Source organism: Bacillus norwichensis (genome assembly GCF_014836955.1).
Taxonomy (GTDB): Bacteria; Bacillota; Bacilli; order Bacillales; family Bacillaceae_C; genus Siminovitchia; species Siminovitchia norwichensis.
In genome coordinates this window covers 1-22,791 of record NZ_JACSPV010000041.1, presented here as the reverse complement: position 1 = coordinate 22,791, position 22,791 = coordinate 1, and the positions used below count along the sequence as shown (strand labels likewise).

17 protein-coding genes and 1 pseudogene are annotated in these 22,791 nt (G+C 37.4%); 12 read left to right on the top strand and 6 right to left on the bottom strand.

All coding sequences use genetic code 11. The features are described from left to right. Positions 1-4: 4 nt before the first annotated feature. From H9631_RS17775 to H9631_RS17745, 7 genes and pseudogenes are all read left to right on the top strand, one after another. Positions 5-298: pseudogene (locus H9631_RS17775) on the top strand (NAD(P)H:quinone oxidoreductase, type IV); the annotation flags it as partial. 293 nt (positions 299-591) lie between these two features. Then, a complete protein-coding gene (locus tag H9631_RS17770; RefSeq protein ID WP_191815198.1) occupies positions 592-1,695 on the top strand; it encodes a glycerol dehydrogenase in 1,104 nt (367 codons plus the stop codon). 410 nt (positions 1,696-2,105) lie between these two features. Continuing rightward, positions 2,106-3,050 carry a sugar kinase gene (locus H9631_RS17765; protein ID WP_191815196.1) on the top strand — a complete coding sequence of 315 codons (945 nt, stop codon included), beginning with the start codon at positions 2,106-2,108 and terminating at the stop codon, positions 3,048-3,050. A 13-nt stretch (positions 3,051-3,063) separates the two neighbouring features. Next, complete coding sequence (locus H9631_RS17760) at positions 3,064-3,699, top strand: bifunctional 4-hydroxy-2-oxoglutarate aldolase/2-dehydro-3-deoxy-phosphogluconate aldolase (protein ID WP_191815194.1); 636 nt, start codon at positions 3,064-3,066, stop codon at positions 3,697-3,699. Between the two features lie 27 nt (positions 3,700-3,726). Beyond that, positions 3,727-4,881, top strand: a complete 1,155-nt coding sequence (locus H9631_RS17755) for a pyridoxal phosphate-dependent aminotransferase (protein ID WP_191815192.1) — start codon at positions 3,727-3,729, stop codon at positions 4,879-4,881. A gap of 47 nt (positions 4,882-4,928) precedes the next feature. After that, positions 4,929-6,380 carry an alanine/glycine:cation symporter family protein gene (locus tag H9631_RS17750; RefSeq protein ID WP_191815190.1) on the top strand — a complete coding sequence of 484 codons (1,452 nt, stop codon included), beginning with the start codon at positions 4,929-4,931 and terminating at the stop codon, positions 6,378-6,380. A 122-nt stretch (positions 6,381-6,502) separates the two neighbouring features. Continuing rightward, on the top strand, positions 6,503-7,267 hold the full coding sequence (locus H9631_RS17745) for an IclR family transcriptional regulator (RefSeq protein WP_191815188.1): 765 nt from the start codon (positions 6,503-6,505) through the stop codon (positions 7,265-7,267). A 31-nt stretch (positions 7,268-7,298) separates the two neighbouring features. Here H9631_RS17745 and H9631_RS17740 read toward each other — a convergent pair whose 3' ends face one another. Then, positions 7,299-9,011, bottom strand: coding sequence for a sigma 54-interacting transcriptional regulator (locus tag H9631_RS17740; protein ID WP_191815186.1), 1,713 nt, complete (start codon positions 9,009-9,011; stop codon positions 7,299-7,301). A 243-nt stretch (positions 9,012-9,254) separates the two neighbouring features. On the opposite strand from H9631_RS17740, the gene H9631_RS17735 reads away from it, so the two are divergent. Next, positions 9,255-10,568 carry an MFS transporter gene (locus tag H9631_RS17735; RefSeq protein WP_191815170.1) on the top strand — a complete coding sequence of 438 codons (1,314 nt, stop codon included), beginning with the start codon at positions 9,255-9,257 and terminating at the stop codon, positions 10,566-10,568. A gap of 17 nt (positions 10,569-10,585) precedes the next feature. Continuing rightward, positions 10,586-11,965 (top strand): amidase, encoded by a 1,380-nt coding sequence (locus tag H9631_RS17730; protein ID WP_225221135.1) that lies wholly within the window; start codon positions 10,586-10,588, stop codon positions 11,963-11,965. Between the two features lie 139 nt (positions 11,966-12,104). On the opposite strand, the gene H9631_RS17725 is transcribed toward H9631_RS17730, so the two are convergent. The 3 genes from H9631_RS17725 to H9631_RS17715 form a co-directional block, all read right to left on the bottom strand. Next, positions 12,105-14,705 (bottom strand): LPXTG cell wall anchor domain-containing protein, encoded by a 2,601-nt coding sequence (locus tag H9631_RS17725; protein ID WP_191815168.1) that lies wholly within the window; start codon positions 14,703-14,705, stop codon positions 12,105-12,107. Between the two features lie 110 nt (positions 14,706-14,815). Further along, positions 14,816-15,208 carry a hypothetical protein gene (locus H9631_RS17720; protein ID WP_191815166.1) on the bottom strand — a complete coding sequence of 131 codons (393 nt, stop codon included), beginning with the start codon at positions 15,206-15,208 and terminating at the stop codon, positions 14,816-14,818. 788 nt (positions 15,209-15,996) lie between these two features. Further along, a complete protein-coding gene (locus H9631_RS17715) occupies positions 15,997-16,764 on the bottom strand; it encodes an IclR family transcriptional regulator (RefSeq protein WP_191815164.1) in 768 nt (255 codons plus the stop codon). A 155-nt stretch (positions 16,765-16,919) separates the two neighbouring features. Here H9631_RS17715 and H9631_RS17710 point away from each other — a divergent pair, with 155 nt between their 5' ends. From H9631_RS17710 to H9631_RS17700, 3 genes are all read left to right on the top strand, one after another. After that, a complete protein-coding gene (locus H9631_RS17710; RefSeq protein WP_191815162.1) occupies positions 16,920-17,852 on the top strand; it encodes a fumarylacetoacetate hydrolase family protein in 933 nt (310 codons plus the stop codon). A 3-nt stretch (positions 17,853-17,855) separates the two neighbouring features. Then, on the top strand, positions 17,856-18,350 hold the full coding sequence (locus H9631_RS17705; RefSeq protein WP_191815160.1) for a DinB family protein: 495 nt from the start codon (positions 17,856-17,858) through the stop codon (positions 18,348-18,350). Between the two features lie 182 nt (positions 18,351-18,532). Then, positions 18,533-19,645, top strand: coding sequence for a cupin domain-containing protein (locus H9631_RS17700; protein WP_191815158.1), 1,113 nt, complete (start codon positions 18,533-18,535; stop codon positions 19,643-19,645). A 938-nt stretch (positions 19,646-20,583) separates the two neighbouring features. On the opposite strand, the gene H9631_RS17695 is transcribed toward H9631_RS17700, so the two are convergent. Together H9631_RS17695 and H9631_RS17690 are read right to left on the bottom strand one after the other, a co-directional pair. Next, positions 20,584-21,789 carry an ABC transporter permease gene (locus H9631_RS17695; RefSeq protein WP_191815156.1) on the bottom strand — a complete coding sequence of 402 codons (1,206 nt, stop codon included), beginning with the start codon at positions 21,787-21,789 and terminating at the stop codon, positions 20,584-20,586. Further along, the gene (locus H9631_RS17690; RefSeq protein ID WP_191815154.1) at positions 21,758-22,672 is read right to left on the bottom strand and encodes an ABC transporter ATP-binding protein; all 915 of its coding nucleotides are present in this window, start codon (positions 22,670-22,672) and stop codon (positions 21,758-21,760) included. The genes H9631_RS17695 and H9631_RS17690 overlap by 32 nt, the downstream gene beginning before the upstream one ends. Between the last annotated feature and the right edge of the window lie 119 nt (positions 22,673-22,791).

Here is a 22,791-nt window from a genome sequence, read left to right as displayed (position 1 = left end):
GACAAGCGGTAAAACTGTGAATAAAGTAGTCAGTGCGATGACTTCTGCACAAAATCCACATGGAGGTCAAGAAGCTACTTTGTTATCCCTCTACACTTCTATGATGCACTGGGGTGCTATTATCGCAACTCCTGGATATACTGACCCAGTTACCTTCGGAGCAGGCGGAAATCCATATGGAACAAGCGTAACAGTCGGTCAAGATGGAAAAATGATCGAGGATGTTGAAGCAGCTGTAAAACACCAAGCAACACGTACAGTTACTGTGGCAGAGTGGGTTAAAAAAGGTAATCAATAAACCTTTGTGATTGACAGAAAGAGCAAACAAATCGTTTTGCTCTTTTTTTGTGTAGCTACGACTGACAGGATGTCCTAGTGCAAGCAAAGCGACAGGACGTCGCGTTCTGAGCCTGCCGACGTATAAGAAGTACAAGTGCAAGTGAAGCGACAGACACCACGCTCATCAAGGGAAGCTTCTATTTTTCTAATAAAAATGGATTTTAGATGTAATATGGGGACTTTTCCTGTAATATTTCTTTGCTTGGAGTAAATAATACCTTAAGAAACCCGAGTAGAAGGAGCATACATTATATGTTTAAAACACCAAAATCCGTTACATCACCGAAGAAATTTATCATAGGTCAGAACTTACTAGAAGGATTATCAACGTATACAAAGATATATGGCGATCATGCTTATGTTATATGTGATGAATTTATTCTCGAACGTGCAAAAGAAGAAGCTGGTGAGTCTTTAAAGGCTGAAGGACATCAAAGCGAATTTGTTAAGTTTAATTATGAAATTACTCAAGAAGAAATTGATAAGCACCGTGAAGAGGTGAGGAAATCAGGAGCAAATGTCATTGTTGGAATTGGTGGCGGAAAAACGCTAGACACTGCTAAAGCGACTGCCTATTATGAGCATTTACCTGTAGTTATTTTCCCAACCATTGCTTCAACAGATGCGCCATGTACAGCACTTGCGGTTATTTACAATACAGATGGTTCTTTTGATCGATACTTATTCTTACCAGCAAATCCGGATGTTGTATTAGCTGATACGAAAATTTTAGCAGCAGCTCCGACACGTTTTTTTGTAGCAGGTATAGGTGATGCGCTAGCCACTTATTTTGAGGCGCGAGCATGTTACCATAAAAATGGCGATAATTTAGTGAATTTAAAACCATCTCTTTCGGGATTGGGATTAGCTAAAATGTGCTATGATACAATTTTAGAATATGGCCTACAAGCTAAAATTGCTGTGGATCAGGGAATGTCTACCTCGGCAGTTGAAAATACGATTGAGGCCACTATTTACCTAAGCGGTATTGGTGCTGAAGCTGGAGGCTTGGCTGCTGCTCACGCCATTCATAACGGAATGACTGCTGTTCCATCACTTCATCGCACACAACATGGTGAAAAAGTAGTATTTGGGTTATTAACACAACTTGTGTTAGAAAGTGCACCAAAAGAGGAAATCGAAACGGTCATTAATTTTATTAAAGAGGTAGGTCTGCCATTAACTTTAAAAGATCTTGGCCTTGATGAATTTCGAGAAGAAGAGTGGAGGCAAGTAGCAGAAGCTGCATGTTCAGAAGAAGATACAATGAAAAATATGCCGCATCCGATTACTCCCGATGATGTGTATCAAGCTATTATTACCGCCAATGCATTAGCAGAGCATTATCAGGGATAGTTTTTTTGAGAAATTTATTAAATTTTATCTCCCCATGCAAGGTTTTCTTGCATGGGATTTTTTAACATCCTCTGAGTGTTTGTGTCCCACTAATCTATTTAAATCCAATTCGTCACCTATGTCGTTTTCAGCTAAATGACTAGTCTTTCGATAATTTCATGACCAGGCAGAGGAATACTTCGATTACACTATTTGAAAATGTTTTAAAACGCGCATTTTTTCGTTGATAGATGTGTGGGGCTTCGCTGTTTTTAATTTTTTACTTGCTAAATATACTATAAGTTTTTACAATGGATTATAAGAGGCATTTTTTTGGAAGTGTTTACAATAACTCTGAAGAGGTGTTTTTTATTTAGTATTAATGTGGAACATCGTTCCGTATTGTGGAACATAAGCTAGGAGGATTATTTGTGGATGTTATAACAATTGGTGAAACAATGGTTCTTTTTACACCAGAATCAACCATGCGATATTCTACTCAGTTCAATAAAAAAATAGGAGGAGCTGAGAGTAATGTTGCGATTGGTTTAGCACGATTAGGACATCAAGCCGGGTGGATTAGCCGCTTGGGTGACGATGAATTTGGTAAGGCGATCTTGTCATTTGTACGTGGAGAAGGTGTTGACGTAAGTCAGGTGAAAATGGATGACAGTGCCCAAACCGCTATTTATTTTAAAGAGTTGCGTCGTTCTAATGATATTCGAGTTCAATATTATAGAAAAAATTCAGCAGCTAGCCGAATGTCTGCCAATGATTTAGATCCCGCATACATTTCTAAAGCAAAATATCTTCACCTTACTGGAATAACACCAGCTTTAAGTGATAGCTGTCATGAAATGATATTAAGGGCGATTGCAATCGCAAAAAAACACGGAATAAAAATTGTGTTTGATCCGAACTTGAGAAGAAAACTTTGGAGTGAAGAGCGTGCACGCAAGGTGCTTTTAGATATTGCTATTCAATCTGATATTTTTTTACCAGGGGTGAGTGAAGGAGAGTTTCTTACTGGTGAAAAAGATCCTAAAAAGATTGGAGAGTTCTTTTTAAAACAAGGAGTTCCCACAGTTGTCATAAAAGTCGGAGCCCAAGGTGCTTATTATGCTACCAATGAAGAATATAAACACGTAGCTGGTTTTCACGTTAACCAAGTTGTAGATCCAGTTGGTGCAGGAGATGGATTTTCAGCAGGATTGATCTCTGGATTGTTGGACCAATTATCTCTTCATAAAGCCGTCGAAAGAGGTAATGCTGTTGGTGCACTTGTAACAATGATAAATGGAGATGTCGAGGGACTTCCTACCAGAGAAGAAATTGAAGCATTTGTATTAAATCAAAATGAGGAAATATACAGATAAAGGTGGGAAAGACATGAGTAGTTTAGATTCCGTAATCGAAAATGGTGTGATAGCTGTGCTAAGAGGTTTGCGCACAGACAATGCATTAAATATCGCTAAAGCATTGATTGGAGGCGGGGTAAATACATTAGAGATTACTATGGAAACCCCTGATGCACTAAGTATTATTAAAAACATAAGAACTCAACTTGGCGATTCAGTTGTTGTTGGAGCTGGAACAGTACTTGATTCGGAAACAGCAAGGGCAGCCATTATGGCAGGTTCACAGTTCATTTTTTCTCCAACAGTAAATGTTGAAACGATTAGAATAACAAAACGCTATGGAGTTGCTAGTGTTCCAGGCGCTTTTACACCAACAGAAATTCTTAAGGCTTATGAGGCAGGCGCCGATGCGGTTAAAGTTTTTCCAGCAGGGGTCTTGGGACCGGCTTATTTGAAAGATATAAAAGGTCCTCTTCCTCAAATTCCACTGATCCCAACTGGAGGAATTAATTTAGAAAACGCAGCTGACTTTATAAAATCTGGAGCAATTGCTATTGGAGTCGGAGGATCATTGGTAAATATGAAAATGGAAAATTCAAGTGATTTCTTAGAGGATTTAACAAAGAAGGCTGAAAAATTTGTTCGTGAAGTTCAGTCAGCAAGATAAATGATTTAAACCTGAGGGAGGATATCTATGATTTCTAATATTGCAAAAAACTACCCTGCATCCGCTATTAGACGTATGTTCGAACTAGCAAACCAATATGAAGATATTATCAAGCTTACAGTAGGAGAACCGAATTTTGAAACACCGGATCATATAAAAATAGCTGCGAAGAAGGGCATTGACGAAAACCTTACCCATTATGTCTCAAATGCCGGAACGGATGAACTTCGTCAGGCAGTAGCAAAAAAGTATACGGTTGAATTTGGGGTGGAATATACTCCAGAACAAATTATGGTAGCTTTTGGAGGAATGGAGGCAATAATGTTAGCCCTGGTGGCAACAATCAATCCTGGTGATGAAGTCATTATTGCTGATCCTGCTTATCCCAATTATATAGGACAGGTTCTCATGCTTGGTGGGAAAGCGGTCCCTGTTCCGGTTTATGAAGAGAATGCATTTAAATTAAAGGCAGAAGATGTTGAAAAAGCCATTACTCCTAAAACAAAAGCCATTATTCTGAACTCTCCTAGTAACCCACTGGGGGCTGTGCTGGATGAACAGGATATAAAAGAGTTGGCAGAAGTAGTGTTAAAACATAATTTAATCGTTATTTCTGACGAGGTATACGAAAAAATTATTTATGATGATAAAGTGCATTTTAGCATCGCTCAAATTCCTGAGGTGAGAGATAATGTGCTCATTATTAATAGTCTATCCAAAACCTATGCTATGACTGGATGGCGAGTAGGATTTGTCATCGGTAATGAGGAAATTATTTCTACTATGCCAAAAATTCAAGAAGGAATTGCCTCATGTATACCTCCTTTTATTCAGAAAGCAGCTGTAGAAGCAATTAATGGGCCACAATCAATTGTTAATGAGATGCTAGAGCATTATAAACGGCGCCGAGAAATTCTAATTACTGGGTTGAATGAAATTCCCGGTTTTTCGTGTATTAATACGGAGGGCAGTTTTTATGCTTTTCCTAATATTAAGGAGTTTAAGAAATCATCAGAGGATTTCGCAATAGAACTCTTAACAGAGGCAGGAGTTGCGGTTACCCCGGGGTCTGCATTTGGAAGGATGGGCGAAGGGTATTTGCGCTTTTCATTTGCTACTTCAGATGAAAATCTAGTTGAAGCTGTTCGGCGAATTGGGGAACATGTAAAGAAAAATTACTAATACTTTTAGATTGAATAGTAGAAGCTTTGAAGATATGGGGGTTGTTTATGGAAAAAGTAGTTGAGTTCATTAATTCTATTGTGTGGAGCAACGCACTTGTCGTTTTGATCATTGCAGTAGGTTTATTCTACTCTTTCAAGACTAAGTTTTTACAAATTAGACATTTGAAAGAAATGGTAAGAGTAATGCTTGAAAGAAATACGTCGAAAACAGGTGTATCTTCTTACCAAGCGTTATTAATGTCAATTGCGGGGCGTGTCGGTATTGGGAATATAGCTGGAGTTGCTACGGCTATTGCTTTGGGAGGTCCAGGTGCTGTATTCTGGATGTGGTTTATGGCATTTATTGGAATGGCCACTTCTTTTGTTGAAAGCACATTAGGACAAATATATAAGGAAAAAAATGGTGATGAATTTCGTGGGGGCCCTGCTTACTATCTGTCTAAAGGGTTAGGAAAAAAATGGTACGGCTCACTATTTGCCATCACTATTGCATTTGCTTATGGTGTGCTTCTTACAGGTGTTCAATCAAATGGGATAACTGCATCTTTTAGTACGGCTTTTAATATAAAGCCTATCTTTATGACAATATTTATTTGTGCATTGGTCAGCGTTGTTATTTTCGGCGGGGTTAAGAGGTTTGCGAAATTTTCGGAGATTGTTGTTCCGTTTATGGCGCTTGCATACATTTTAATAGCTTTACTTATAATAGTCATGAATATAGATCAATTACCAAGTATAATAGCTTTAATTTTCTCTAGTGCGTTTGGAGTTGAGGAAACCTTTGGAGGAATTATTGGTACCGCTATTGCCTGGGGAGTAAAACGAGGAATTTATTCGAATGAAGCAGGTCAAGGTACTGCCCCACATGCAGCTTCATCGGCCGATGTCACGCATCCAGCCAAGCAAGGGTTAGTACAAGCTCTTGGTGTATTCATTGACACAATTATTGTGTGTAGTGCAACCGCATTTATGATTTTGATAACTGGAAAATATAATGTTGAAAATCCAGCTGGTGGTTTTCTAGTAAACAATATAGGTAATACTGAGATTGGAGTAAGCTATACTCAACTCGCAGTTGATTCTGTCTTTAATGGATTTGGTAGTATGTTTGTAGCAATAGCCGTATTTTTCTTTGCTATTACAACTTTATTGTTTATTGCATATGTTGCAGAGACAAACTTTGTTTATATTTTTGGTGATAAACAAATTTATAAGAATATATTAAGAGTGACTGTAATTCTTTCTACGTTCTACGGTGGAATTGTATCAGCCAACTTAATTTGGGCAATAGCCGATATAGGCGTTGGGCTCATCACTTGGATAAATGTTATCGGAATTTTCTTATTACGAAAACCAGTATTAAATACTCTTAAGGACTACGAACAACAAAAAGCATTGGGAGTTGATCCTATTTTTAATCCTATTAAACTCGGAATAAAAAATGCGACGTTCTGGGAAGAAAGACATGCTGAAATAGAAAAAAGAACATCTAAATAAAGATAATTCAGATAGCCTTCTTTAAGTAAATCTTGAAGAAGGCTATCTTTATGAAATAATAAACTTGATTGCCTATAATGATGGAGGGATAATTGTTTGTATATTAAGAGGGGGATTTAAAAATGGCAAATGTCCAGTCAGTTAATCGTTCACTTTCTATTTTAGAAGCTTTAGCTCAGTCGCCGAAGGGTATTGGTCTAACAGAGTTAGCTAACAAAGTAAATTTAGCTAAAAGTTCTGCTCATAGATTATTAGCTACTCTTATCAATAAAGGGTATGTCGTACAAAATAGAGAAACGGATGAATATTTATTAGGTTTAAAAATCATTGAGTTATCTAGTGCTCTACTTGAAAATTTGGATATAAGAACAGTAGCTAAAAAAACGTTGGAAGAATTATGCTCCCAAACAAATGAGGTTGTTCATTTATGTATTCATGAAAATGGGGAAGTAGTATATATTGATAAATTTGAGAGTGACCAGACGATTCGTATGCATTCAAGAATTGGAAAACGAACAATGATGCATAGTACTGGGGTTGGTAAGGTATTATTATCTGGAATGACTGCCGATGAGGTACGTTCAATTATTAAGGAAAAAGGTATGGTAGCATTTACGCCAAACACCATTACACAAGAAAATGTTCTATTCGATTGTTTAGAGAAAATTAATAAAGAAGGATATACAATTGATGAAATTGAAAACGAAGAAGGTATCCGCTGCATCGCTGCACCAATCTATGACTACAGCGGAAAAATAATTGCTGCAATTAGCATATCAGGTCCAGAAAACCGGGTTACCAAGGAACGAATCCAGTCTGAGCTGATTGATCTTATTTTACAAACTGCAGATATAGTTTCAAAAAAAATGGGATATTTAAGAGATTGAAAATGGGTGAACCTGCTCAAAATGAGAAGGTTCACCCATCTAACCTTTTTAATTTTCTACTAATGGTTGATTGATTTACTTCGAGGATTTCTGCAATTTTAGTAGCTGTTTTATATTTTTGTTTTGCTAATTTGAGCAGTTGATCTTCGGCGACCCTTATGCATTTTTTTAAAGGGATAATGTTGTTAACAATGATGTCCTCCGAGTGTTTGTTCCCCATGGGAATTAAAAATGCATCTAAATCTACTTTGTCTATCACATCGTTTTCAGATAAAACGACTAGTCTTTCAATAATGTTTTGCAGCTCCCTTACATTACCGGGCCAATCGTATTGTTGCAGCATTTCGATTACACCATTTGAAAGTGTTTTAGACCGTGCATATTTTTCGTTAAAGACTTGAAGGAAATGGTGAATAAGAGATAAAATATCCTCCTTACGGTCTCGTAAAGGTGGAATTTTAATTGGAATAACGTTTAAGCGATAATACAGGTCTTCACGAAATGTGCCGTTTTTTACTTCTTCAAATAAATCTCGATTTGTAGCGGTAATAATCCTGATATTTACGTTGATTTGTTCAATCCCGCCAATGCGAGTAAATTTTTGTTCTTGAAGGAACCGTAATAATTTAATTTGTAGAGAGAGTGGCATCTCCCCAATCTCATCAAGAAATAGCGTTCCATTGTTTGCTAATTCTAATAAACCACGTTTTTGTTTAGCTGCGCCTGTGAAAGCTCCTTTTTCATACCCGAATAATTCTGATTCAAGGAGATCCTTCGGAATAGCACCACAATTTATCGTGATGAAAGGTTTATCGGAACGTTCACTTGAGCTATGGATATAATTAGCTATTACTTCTTTGCCAACACCAGTTTCACCTAAAATCAATACGGTCGAATCCACATTTGCTACTTTTTGAGCAAGCGAGATAACCCGTTCCATTTCAATACTTTGATATACAACGTCGTTATTTTGGCTAGTTTTCCTTCGTAAATATTCAAGCTCTTTTTTGTAACCTTCCATTAACTGTGTGGTCTCATCTAATTCGGCTTGCAGCCGATCTACAGCTGTAATATCTCGAGAAGCGTTAACGACTCTAGTGATTTCTCCGTTCTCATCTTTAATGGGAGTACCAACAACCATCAAACGCCTTCCTGTTTGAGTCTCTTGGATAAGAGAAACGGTTTCCTTTCTTTCCAGGACTAGTCTTGTGACGGAAGGCTTGTAAATCCCAGATTTCTCAAGTTCATAGACGTTTTTTCCAATTAATTCTTCTTTTGCTTTTCCCCACAGCTTTTTACAAGCCGAGCTAACCCGCAATGTGGTTCCTTTTTCATCTGATACATAAATAACATCATAGGATATATCAAATATCGCTTTTAAATCACTATTTAAATTTTTGTAAGCATCTAGTTCTTTTAAAAAGACTTCATAATATTGTTCTTCATTAAATAAAAATGAGCCGCCTACGAGTTCGTTTTTTTTATCTAAATAGAGGGGAGAATAATTAAAGAAAAACTTACGGTTTGAATAATAGACATCATAAAAGAAATGATCCTTATCAGAAAGTATGTTTTTATTCATAGCAGGAATTAAATTGAAAATGGATGTTGTTATGATTTTATTTTTATCAACTTGAAGGAGCTCGCCGCCTTTATTATTCATATATTGTATATTTCCGTTTTTATCAGTCATAATATAGCCCGTTCGTAACGAATTAATAGCTGATTCTATAGACATGTCCATTTATATCTACCTCGCAACTTTCATGCTTTTTTGCATAATAATCTTGCGGAAAAGCATGTTTTTTTAAACCATCATATAATGATTTTCATGCATTATCAATACTAGCAGGAGAAAATATGATCAAATAGATTTGGCATAGAACTTGCAATTAGTATTTATTCAAGAGGAGGGATAATGAAAAGGCTTTTATTGAAGATAAAGTAAACAGTAAGAAATTTAGTTAACTTGAGGAGGATGATACGAATGAAGCATAGTTATCGTTATAACATTTTGTTCATGATGGTTCTGATGGTTATTATTAACTATATTGATCGTGGAGCTATTTCATATGCGTCTGAGCAAATTATTGCTGAATTTGGTTTTAATGCGATCGCTTGGGGTGCTGTATTAGGTTATTTTGGATATGGATATTTATTTGGAGCACTATTTGGAGGAGCATTAGCTGATAAAAAAGGTCCAAAATTTGTATGGATCATCATTGGTTTGGGTTGGTCGATTTTTGTTATGGCTACTGCTTTTGCGGGCGAAATTGGAATCGCTTTATTTGGAGGTTCAGCTCTCTTCGGTTTTGCATTTATCCGGATTTTATTTGGATTCTTTGAGGGGCCAACATTCTCGACTATTAATAAAACAGTGGCAAACTGGGCGACACCAAGAGAAAGAGGCTTTGCTGTTTCTTTGGGTTTACTAGGAACACCTCTAGGTGCCATGCTTACAGCTCCTGTTGCAGTGTTTCTTTTATCAGTCACCAGTTGGAAAGTTATGTTTCTCATCTTAGCAGCTTTAGGATTGATATGGGTTATTGTCTGGAATAAGATGTTCACTAACTTACCTGAAGAACATCCAAAAGTTTCAAAAGAAGAACTGGAAAAAATTCGCTCTAAGAGTGACTTGCTTCCAGATGAACAATTGGTTGAAACAGAAGAAAAAAGTGATGTTAGATGGTTTCACTTTTTTAAGAACCCAACTTTAGTATTCAATGCGATTGGATATTTTGCATTTCAATATATTAACTTTTTGCTTTTAACATGGACGCCGAAATATTTACAAGATGAATTCGGTTTCCAATTATCTTCTTTATGGTATTTAGGAATGATTCCATGGATTGGTGCATGTTTTACAGTTTTATTGGGCGGAAAAATTTCGGATTATTTAAGAATGAAGACAGGAAGTTTAAGAATTGCCAGATCAGGTCTTGCAGTAGTTTCGTTATTATTAACTGCAGGTTGCTTTATGTTAATTCCTAGTGCTAATTCAATCGCAGCTGTCATGGTGTTAATGACGATCGGAAATGCGTTTAACTCTTTGCCAAACTCAGTCTACTGGTCTGTCATCATTGATACAGAACCGAGTAAGGCAGGTACATTTGGCGGGATTACCCATTTTATTACAAACACTGCCACAATTATTGCTCCTACCCTGACTGGATTCTTAGTCATCAGCTATGGCTATTCTTCAATGTTTACAGCAGCTGCAGTTGCTTCAGTAATCGGTATGGTAGCGATGATATTTGTAAAACCTGGTAAGAGAAAATCTAAAAATATTGCTGTTGTTTAAGCAGGAGTTGATTTTTGATGATGGATATTTTCACAACTGGTAAACGGATTCAAAAGAAAGAGATTTCGCCTGTTGATTTGGTGAAGCAGTCTTTAAAAAAGGTTTATGAGGAAAACCCAAAAAATAATTCATTTATTACTGTTTCAGAAGACGAAGCATTAAAACAGGCAAAAGTGTTAGAGGAAGAATTAACAAAAGGAAATATACGAGGGCCTCTACATGGGATCCCAATAGCTATTAAAGATTTAGTATATACGAAAAAAATCAGAACAACCATGGGCTCTAAGGTATATGAGGGCTTTATTCCCGCATTTGATGCACCGGTGATTGAAAAGCTAAAAGCGGCAGGCGCGATCATTATTGGCAAAACCAATACACATGAGTTTGCCTATGGTCCAACAGGGGATCGTTCTTATTTTGGCCCGTGCCGGAATCCACATAATCTAGAGAAAATGTCTGGTGGTTCTAGCAGCGGGTCTGCAGCAGCAGTCGCTGCTGACATGGTGGCAGCATCCATTGGCACTGATACAGGCGGATCTATTCGTATTCCATCATCCGCATGCGGGGTTGTCGGGATGAAACCGACATTTGGCTTAGTAAGCAAGGCAGGTGTGTTTAAACTTGCTTATACACTGGATCACACTGGTCCTATCACGAAAACAGTAAAAGATAGTGCGATTTTATTAAATATTATTGCGGGATACGATTCAGAAGACCCATATTCTTTAAACAAAGATAAAGAAGATTATTTAAGATTAATTGGCAAAAAAATTAGTGGTAAGACAGTTGGAATCAGTTCTTTCTACTTTAATCGGATTGATGAAGAAGTTAAAAGGGCAGTGAATAAATGCATTGATATATTAAAAGATATGCAAGTAACGGTGAAAGAGGTTGATATTCCTGTAATGAAAGAAATAGCAGAAGCTCAATCTATCACTATCAAATCAGAGGCTTCAGCTGTGCATGTAGACACAATCAATCATCATAAAAATGAAATAGATGAAGAAGTCTATCAAAGATTGGTCAATAGTCAACAAGTTAAAGGTTATGAATATGCGTTAGCGCAGCTAAATAGAAAGAAGTTAGTTTCTCAATATAATGAAATATTTAGTCAAATTGATGTTTTAATTGCACCTACACTTCCCATTACTGCTCCTGCTATAGGGGAACGTGAAATTGTTATTGAAGGTCAGAAAGAATCCGTTCAAGATGCTCTATTAAGATTAACATCTCCAACGAATTACACAGGAAATCCATCCTTATCGATTCCATGTGGAAAAGCGCAAAACGGATTGCCAATTGGTGTTCAATTAATTGCTAAACATGAAGAAGAGGCACTTTTATATCAGTTTGGGAATGCATTGGAAGAAGCGCTGAGAATTGAATTATCAATTTAGAATGAATTTCTTCTCTATCTTCTCATCCAAGCCGGACTTGCATCCTCATCTTACAATATACTAAGCGACAAAAAATCAGTGGAGGCTGTTGACCTCCACTGATTGAATTTCGCCATATGCTTTTCTAAATGTAAAAATTTTATAATCTACCAGGATGTCTTTTTCTCTTAAATAGGATCAATCCGACTCCGAAGACCATGAACACTCCGCCTATTAACAACAGATTATAGAGGTTTGAAGCGGTATTCGGCAGCTTGCTGCCTATAAAGCTATCTCCAGACTTCGAAGGGAGATTATTTCCTGATGATATTTGACTGCTATGAAAATGATCAGGCTCTATATTGTTATTATTGTTTTTAGGTCCTTGATTGACAGCATTGTTGCTGCCTTTAGGTTCCTCGTCATCTTTTGGTACCTCACTCAATTCAAATACAGAGAATGTACTAAAATGAGTTGTAGTAGCTGAAACGGTCTCTGTATTTGCATCGTAAATACCACCGATATTTTCCCAATCGCCAGTTTCATTTAAATAGAATATTTTTAAGTTATTTACGTCAGAAGCTTTTGTAGGATCCACTTTAAAAGTGAGTGTGATGCCATCTGTAAAGCTACTGATCTGCCCATTATTAATGGAAAAATCAAACGTTTTACTCTGACTGTTGTCTGCTTGAGACAATTCTTTTATATCGATTCTTACATCTTCAGAAACATCTTTAAAGACGGATGCTGGAATCGATAATTGAACATCAGGTTTTATAATTTGCAATGTTAAGTCAAGCTCTTTGATGATGGCAATTTGCTCTTTAGATAGCTTCAATGAATCTGATGCTAAATCTACAGAAACTAGTCTTTGCTGTTCGTTCAGGGTAAAGCCATTAGCTGCTGTAAATAATTCTTTTGCCTTTTCATAAGGTGTTTTGACATCTGGAATTTCATTGCCGTTCGGGTTTTCACTGCCATCCGGGTTCTCATTGCCGTCTGGGTTCTCATTGCCGTCTGGGTTTTCATTACCATCCGGGTTCTCATTGCCGTCCGGGTTTTCGTTACCATCTGGGTTTTCGTTGCCATCCGGGTTTTCGTTACCATCTGGGTTCTCATTACCATCTGGGTTTTCGTTGCCATCTGGGTTTTCATTGCCGTCTGGGTTTTCATTACCATCCGGGTTCTCATTGCCGTCTGGATTTTCGTTACCATCTGGGTTCTCATTGCCATCCGGATTTTCGTTACCATCCGGGTTCTCATTGCCATCTGGATTTTCACTGCCATCTGGATTTTCACTGCCATCCGGGTTCTCATTGCCATCCGGATTTTCGTTACCATCTGGGTTTTCGCTGCCATCCGGATTTTCATTTTCCCCAGGGGTTTCAATATTAGTAAGTGCAGTCTCTAAAGCTGCGCTTGCTTCGCGGATCTCCGGGCGTTTTGCAGCTAACTGATTTGCTATGATTTCTGCTCGGTCCATTGCCTCTTTTAGCGTAAGCATTTCAGCTGAATCATCTGTTTCGACGTATGAATTTTTTGCTTCTGTAATAAGTGCCTTTAACTCCTCTAAATGTTTGACATTAAAGCTCAAATAAACTTTTTTGCCATCGTACTCAAGATATTGAAATCCCTGCCAAGTATCCAGGTTACCAAGTGCGTGAGTAATACTAATTTGATAATAGTCAATTCCTTGGTCACGATGTATAAATTTACCAGTACCCAATAAGGAGCCCAAACCTCCATTAATTGAAACTAAAGCAGTACGTATTTCCATATCTTTTCCAATATTTTTAAATGGAATACTAGCATACATATGGCTCCTGCCACGCTGTTTTAATACTGGAGCAAACTCTCCAAAATCACTTGCATGTTCAGAGATTTTTGCATTTTTTTCAAGCGAATCAAGGGCGATAAATGGATACATCCCATCTTCAATAAATTGTGTATCGTTCAGATTCTTTAGTAATGTTTCTAGATTACTATAAGCAGCATCTACTGCCATTTGGGTTGCTGATGGATTGTTTAACACTTCATTTGCTGCGTCTATACGTCTGTTAATTGTATCCATCGAGAAATCATGCTCGTTTACTGAAATTATATTTGGAATGGTTGTTCCTTTATATGGATATGTGTCAGCAAACTCTTGAACCTTCGCAATTATCTCTATTAATGCTGTTTTATCAATTTCGTTTTGGTTGGGTAAATTACTTGTATTAATTTCTATTTGGACATTGTACCAATTATCATAGTGAAAACCAGAAGGCATCCATGAAACATCTTCCATGACTACATGCATGAGTATGTCAGGTCTTTCTTTTATATCCGTAAGAGGATATGTAACTGTATAGTTATTCGTTTTATCCTTGGATATCGTAATTTCGTCGTAGCCGTCCATCCCAACGATTCCATCTTTTCCTTTTCCTTGCTCTTTAATTTGTGCTTGTGGCTTGCCGGGCTGGCGGATTCCAATATATTGCATATAACTGGCATTTTCCTCTGTTAGCTGATGCTGAAAGCTGATGTTTCCATCTGCATCGACAATTATCTTTCCAGCCAGGTCTTTTACTTGCATAAAGGGATTGGCCGCGGATTCATCTGCAGTGTTATCTTTTAAGTACATATAATCAGCATCATATATTCCTTCAGGAATCGGTTGTTCTGCTCCCGTTTCTGCTAAAGCAGATGTTGGTATAACGCTTGAAACCAGCAGCAAAATCGTAGCAAGTACGAATAAAAATCTCAACTTACTGTTTTTCAAATGTATTCTTCTCCTTTTAAAAATAAATAGAAATATACAGAAAAAGAGAGACTGTCTGACAAGGGATTAGCAGGTTGCGTGCTAAGACAGCTCTCTAAAAAAATATGGAATTAATTCCAATAAAGCTTCATCGGCATATAACCGCCATGAGGTGGTGCTGCAAATACCTCTAATTCTACATCTGTTAGCCCATCGAAATCTGCCACAGTAAAGGTGTATTCTACATTACCATCAGAAGCCGCAGAGCGATTTGCCTGAACGCCATTTACTTTTAAACCACCTAGAATGGATGCATCTCTCAGTGTAATCGTTACTGTGTTCCCATTAATTTCAGCATCTTTAACAATGAAGGCGTCTGCGTGTGAATTTGGCACTCCATTTTCATCGGCAAAACCAAAATTAAATGCACTTGCAGCTGCTACTGAAGATGAAACTGCAATTGCAATAAGGATCGCTGCAACAAAAGCAATGATATTTCTTTTAGTCGTTAAAACATTACTCATGATAACAAATCTCTCCTTTAATTTGATTATTTATATTCCCTTGTCAGTTCTTCTTGTTTTCGAATGAATATTTAGTCTTTACTGAATAAATTGAGTGTCTGACGAAATGTCTAAACCTCCTTCATTAAAGTTTTGCACTCTATTCATGATAATGATATTCATTCTCAATTAGATGCTAGCATCATATATTGCTTGTGTCAATATGAATAGGCTGAAAGTTTAGCTATTTTTCAGATTTCATAGAGCCATTGACTTATTTAGTCTAGAATTGCATTTGTTTGACTTTTTGTTGGATATTATAACAATTTGGTGAGCTAAGGGGCAACAGTCTTTGAAGGAGGGGGACTCTGGCTCTGAACATCTGTGCATCTGCCGGAGGCTTTACCTTTATTCAGCTGGGGTTTGATCCCCGACTGAACGGATAGCCAAATACCACTTACAGAGGTAGGAGACTTCTGCAAAATGAAGTAAGGTTTCTGCGGAATTGGATTTTAAGACGGCGATAAAGAATCTACTGTGACGGTCACGCTTAGAATAGTGTAATGTCTGGAGCAGAGTTTCGGGTTTGATTCTATTTGTTAAAATTAGTTGCAAGTTTGGTGAAGGTCTGGACTGTGAATCGGGAATTTTAAAGCTAAAGTATGGATGAGAAGGCTATGGAACAAAGGGGGATGAGAGCCGGTGAGCGATGGAACTTAGTTTGTTTTAAAGGACTGGTTCCATCTGGATGCTCACAGGAATATCAATATTTTCGTCTACAAATGAAATTTAGATAGCTTGATAAGCAGCTAGTCCTTCTTTTTCCAACCGAAGCTTTCCGAAAGTTCAAATGCTTGTTCAATAACAAAAGAACTCATTTTATCGTCATGCGAGCTTGGAATAAGATGTGTAAAGCCGACGATTGTAATGCTGCCGAGCATATCATTTCTATAATCGAGTATTGGAACGCTGAAAGAGGAGACATGCTTGACAAGCGGTTCAGCCGCATATGAAAAGTAGTTTTTTTGGATGTTTGGTAGTTCACGCTCTAACTGTTCTTTAGATTCAGTTGTTAAATGTTGAAGTTCTCTTTGTGTCCATTCTTTAACCTCAGCATGATCCTTAAACGCTACATAGGCTTTTCCGGCAGATGAGAGAATAGGCAGCCGAGTTCCGATTTGCGCACCAATATTCAGCCCAGGCTGACTGTTCCATATATTTGCAATGACAGGGCCATCATGTGTCCAGACGTTCAACAATGCGGTGAGCTGCAACTCTCGGCTTATATTTTTTAAGAACTGACTAGCTTGCTGTATTAAATCGACACTCCCAATGGCAGCATTTCCAAATTCAATTAATTTACTGCCAAGCTGGTAATAACCATGTTCCTTGTTGCGATACAGTAATCCCGTAATGGTTAACGTATTTAAGTATTTATGCAAATTGCTTTTTGTGATTCCTGTGAGTTCCTGGATTTCGGAGAACTTCAGAGGACGGTCTTCGCTAATAAATAACTCAAGTATGCCAATTCCTGTTTGCAACGACTGAATGACAGGAATCGTTTTCTTTTTGTCCATTCCAAAAACTCCTTTTAAACTTTTGGACTTATCATGTCATAGATTTATAAATCTGTCCAATTGTTATTTTTCGATATTGACAATTGAAAGCGGATACGATAGATTTTAATAAAGAGAACAATGTTATCTATAAGTGAATTAAAGGAGAGGTTAAAATGAAGCTAGTCACTTTTACACAAAATGGTTTAACAAGAATCGGAGCTGTTGAAGGAGAACAAGTTATCGATTTGAATGCTGCTTTTAAAGCGAAATTGGAGTCTGAAGGGAAAATAAGGGCTGAAAAAATTTCCGAGGCATATATTCCGACTGATATGAAAGGATTCTTGCAAGGTGGGAAAGAGAGCTTGGAGCTTGCAAAAGAGTCTGTCCAATTTGCTTTGAATAGTGAAAGTGCTGTTCAGCTTGTTTTCAATAAAAAAGATGTGCAAATTGGTGCTCCTGTAACTGAACCTGGAAAAATGATTTGTGTTGGACATAATTATCGTGAGCATATTTTAGAAATGGGGCGTGAATTGCCTTCACATCCGGTTCTCTTTGCGAAATTTGCCAATACAATTGTTGGTCCGGAAGATGATATTCCTTTTTATCCAATATCTGAACAACTTGACTATGAAGCAGAATTTGCATTTGTTGTGGGAAAGCGTGCTAAGAATGTATCTCTGGAAAATGCACTTGATTATGTTGCAGGCTATACGATTGTTAATGATGTTACATATCGGGATATCCAACGTCGTACAATCGAATGGCTACAAGGAAAAGCAGTTGACGGCACTGCGCCAATGGGCCCTTGGCTTGTCACTTCTGATGAGTTGACTGATCCTGCCGGTCTTGAAATTTCATTGTCTGTTAATGGAGAGGAAAGACAACGTTCCAACACTTCGAATCTCGTATTTACTGTACAGCGCCTAGTAGAGTTCCTTTCTGATTTAATGACGTTAGAACCAGGAGATGTCATTTTGACTGGTACACCAGGAGGAGTAGGTGTAGCAAGAGAACCACAGGCTTTTTTGAAAGATGGGGATGTTGTTCGCATTGAGGTTGATAAAGTAGGAGTACTCGAGAACAAAGTAAAAAAAGTGGAGGGATAAACTATGGTCGTTGGACTTCAACAGCAAGCCATTCAAGATGTAAAAGCTGCAATTGATGAGATGTTGAACGCTGTAAAAGAACTTCCTGAGGATACAATCCGTTGGAAGCCTTCTGAAGAAGAATGGTCCATCATGCAAGTAATCGCACATGTGGCTGAAGCCATTCCCTTCTGGCTGGGGGAAATTCGTCAAATCATTCAAAGTCCTGAAGAAGTATGGGGAAGAGACCACACAAATAAAATCCGTCTGGAAGCTGTAGATGAGAAGACAGTAGATAGTTTGACAGTGGAAAAAGTGCTGAAGGATTTGAAACATATTCCCACTCAGTCGGAGGAAACTTTAAGTGAGCTGACTGATGAACAGCTTCAAATTGTTGCTCCAAGCCGCAATCCCAACTTTGATGGAAAACCTGTACAGTTTATTATTGATAAGCTTATTGTCGGGCACATCCAAGGACATAATGGACAAATTCAACGCAATTTATCCAAGCTAAAATAAAAGAAGAGGTTCAAATATTATAAAATACGATTCGAAGTTCAGAGAATACTGTCCGGAATATAGAAATACTATCTGAATTTCAGCAGTATTGTCCAAATATGAAAATACTGTTGCACATGTTCAATTCGACCCGGAATTAACCGTAAATCATTTGTTCAATTTGTATAAAAGGGGAGATTATGATGGCTGAAAAAAATTCTTTTTTTGAAAGCTCTTTGGTCCAGGATTTTAACAAAGATATTGAACAGTATCACCTTGGACCGCTTTGGAATGCAATCCCTGACTTAATGAAGCATACTCCTGAACCTCATGCACAGGCATATTTATGGAAGCACGATCTTCTGTACAAAAAATTGATGGAAGCAACGGAGATTTTTACACCAGAACGTGGTGGTGAACGTCGTGCCATTTATTTGCAGAATCCAGGATTGAATTATCGTAAACCTTGGGGATGGGCATCGACAACTCAAACCCTTTACGCAGCTGTGCAATTAATTTTGCCAGGGGAAGAAGCGCCTTCTCACCGACATGTCCAAAATGCTTTAAGGTTTGTGATGGAAGGAGAAGGAGCCTACACTATTGTGCAAGGCGAGCGTCTGTTTATGGAACGAGGCGACTTCCTGACAACACCTAATGGATTGTGGCATGGGCATGGCCATCCTGGAGATAAACCGATGATTTGGATGGACTGCCTAGATATTCCGACGATCTACTATCTTGGCGGGACATTCTTTGAGCCATATCCAGATAAACTCGAAAAACCATCTTTTCCGGATAATTATTCGCAGCAGCGCTATGAAGGCGGAATGGTTCGTCCGATTGGCGACCGATATGAGAAAAAGGCGCCGCTTGGAAACTTTAAATGGAAGCAAACCGAAGCTGCCATTCAAGGATTGAGCAGGTTCGATCCAGATCCGTTCGATGGTTATGCAGTCGAGTATATCAATCCTTCTAACGGTCAAACAGCATGCCCAACCATAGCAGCGTGGATGCAAATGCTTCCAAAAGGATTTCATTCGAAGGCACATCGCCATACACATGCCTCTATCTACCATGTACATGAAGGTTCAGGTTACTCGATTATTAATGGTGTTCGTTTCGACTGGGAAAAAGGCGACTATTTCGTTGTTCCAAACTGGGCGTGGCATGAGCACATAGCAGAGAAAGATACGTACCTCTTCCAAACGAATGATTTGCCAATCTTAGATAAATTCGGTTTGGAGAAGCAGCAGGAGCTCGATACAAATAATGGCTATCAGGAAGTAAAATCAGAATTTAAGCCAGTCATGGTTTGACTTATATAAGGAAAAATCCATTCTCGAAAGTAAAAGATTTTCGTGAATGGATTTTTTTTGCTGTGTACTTTCGTAAACATCCATCTGCTTGATTTTTTACGACTGTCAATTCGTCTAGTAGTGTACTTCACTCGCATAAAGTTGCGACAAGCCTGCACACCAAATGCATTCGAAATCTATGTTTTCCCGTTTCTCGAAGTCTCCATAAGGATAATATTGTGAGCTTCACGAATATAATTACAAATGGATAATTCCGGAGTTTGTTGTTTATCTATTTCTATCCGTGATACTAATATCTTATTGGAAATCAATAGATTCTTGATGATTCTCTTTTTTATTTCCGTTTATTTGCCAAAAAACAACTTATTGTAATGAGCATTAAGCCAACTGTTAGTAATAACAGTTTGGAACGAAAATCTTCATTTACCAAAGTGAAGAAATAAAGTATTTTAAGGTATTTGTCGTCACTGAAAAGACAAATAATGTAATACGCTAGAGGTACAATTAAGCTTGTCACAGGTTGCATCGTTAGCGAAAAGATTAGGCACATCAATCCTGCCAGAAAACATACGTCTGCTATTCCGCTAAATAAAAAAAGGCTAAATTTTATCTCTGAATGTTCCAATTGAAAGATGATAAGGCAAAAAATGGTGATGAATAGTAACGTAATAAAGATTTGCACCAAGCGAATAACCAATATTTTAAAATAGGAAGTTTTCTTGGTTTGAATTAGCTCTAAAGTATTTTGATCACAATCAGGCAAAAATAGCGGTATGAACAAAATTAAACCGATAATTGGAAAAATTCGTTCATAAACGCTTGCACTTTCCGTTAAAGCTACATTTTCTATTCCGAAAAACAACGGAAAAAGTAGGGTTAATAGAAAGGATGTCACAAAAAAAGGTAAGAATTGAAACCTTAGAAAGACCTCAGATATTTTAATTACCCTTTCCAAAGATCTTACCCCCATTACGTTTATAGTCATAAACAAAGACACTAATTAAGAAACACAGAATACCAATACTCGCCCAAAGTATTCGGTTTATCACTAATTCTTCAACAATCCCTTCAAAAATTACTGTCGAACCAACATGATTAAATCGTGGAATTAAATTAAAACCAACTTTCCCCACAATATTTAGAGAGCCTGCTGAGACAGAAATAAACCAGATTGCTATTTGTGCAACCACACTAGCTATCCCACCAAAAAGTGTAGTAATTAAAAAGCTGATACCCACTACCGCAATAATCGTAGGTAATGTCCAGCCCAAAATATATTGATAAAACAGCCAAATATCCCCAGATTGATTGAACTTCTGAGCGATTAGGTTAGCTTGTAATGCAGGCATAATGCTAAATAATAGTACTGGGATAAAAATAAGAACGACTGTCGATAGAAATCGCATAGTCTGTAATTTTATTGATGATACTGCCTTTGTATAGATGACTAACTGACTTTCGGCACGTTTGTCTCTCAAAACAACTGTTGCTGCTAGAAATACAGGAACTAAAGCTAAAATGATACCTAAATAATCACACACTAACCGTGCATAAGCACCTGAGACGTGATCTTTTTTTAGAATCATTTCGAACTTTTCGTGAGCTTCTTCGTAGGATAATGGTTTGATAGCCGAAGATTTATAATTAGCTTCTTCAAAATCAGAACTTTTTCCAATTATTTCTGAAACCTTCCTCATATCCTTTTGAAAAAGCTGATAGGAGTAATCTTTGGCAATAGGAAAATAATCAAAATTTTGGTGAGCATATATTTGCAATTCGTCCATTTCTTTTTCGAAAATTTCACTCAGTTCCTCAAGAGATTTCCCTGTTGCTCTTTCAATAATTTTGCCGATTTCTTTTTGATCATGGTTTGATGAAGTAACTACTTTGAGAAAGCCAAATGGATACGTATTATATTCACCAATACCATGTTGATAGAATAAATTACCAATTGTTTGTTTTTGAATAGATTTTTTGTCAGTCGTCGCACTAACACCATAATCATCCTCATGAGGTTGCGGTTCTTTAATCGAGGTTAAGTCCGTTCCTAGTTGACTAAAGAGAAAAAATCCAATCAATAGAACAACTAACCAATAGGTAAGACTTTTAAGACTAATGAAAAATTCTTTTTGAAATAGCGCCATTTTCTTTCCCACCTTTCTCTGATAGAAGGTATAAGTAAGCATCTTCAAGTGTTGCCTTTTCTTGAAGAACTAATGGATGATTCATAATGCTGGCATGCTGATTGCCAATAAAACGAATCTTACTCAGAGTACCTTCTTGCTGTAAGCTAATTACTTGAACTTGTTCTTTCACAGGTTTTAGCTCTGTTCGCGGAACTTCCACTGTGAAAATCTTTCCGTCTGCTTGTGAAATTAATTTTTCAATTGATTCAGAAAAGATGATGTGTCCATTGTCCATAATAGCTATATTCTCTGCTGCTGCCTCAATGTCACTGGCAATGTGAGTAGAAAGGATAACTATTTTGTCCTCACTAATTTCTGAAAGCAGATTACGGAATCTTAATCTTTCTTCAGGATCAAGACCGGCTGTCGGTTCATCGACAATTAACACCTTTGGATCGTTTAACAATGCTTGGGCAATCCCTAATCTTCTTTTCATACCACCTGACATTGCTTTTACTTTGACATGTTTATGAATAGATAAATTCACTTGTTCCAAAAGTTCCCCGATTCTTTTTTTACGAGTTGTAGAATCAATTTCACTCAGAACATCTAGATATTCCATTGCTTGATAAGCGGTCATATTTCCGTACATTGAAAAATCTTGTGGCAAGAAGCCAATCATCGAACGGATTGCTTTTTTCTTTTGAATGGATATGCCATCCATACTAATTTCGCCTTCTTTGACAGGTAGGAGGGTTACTAGAGTTTTCATTAAAGTTGTTTTACCGGCACCATTTCTCCCCAGCAAACCAAACATTCCTGTTGAAATAGTCAAGTTAATATCATGAAGAACTTGTTTCTTACCGTAATATTGATTTAAGTGTTTAATTTCGATTTTCATACCTCATTCCTCCTTGTACTCACCATCATAAATAATAAATATCTCAACTTTCGCACCAACAAAATAAGTACTAATCGTTGGCTAGACTGAATCTTGAGCCTATCAATTATGTTGCTTGA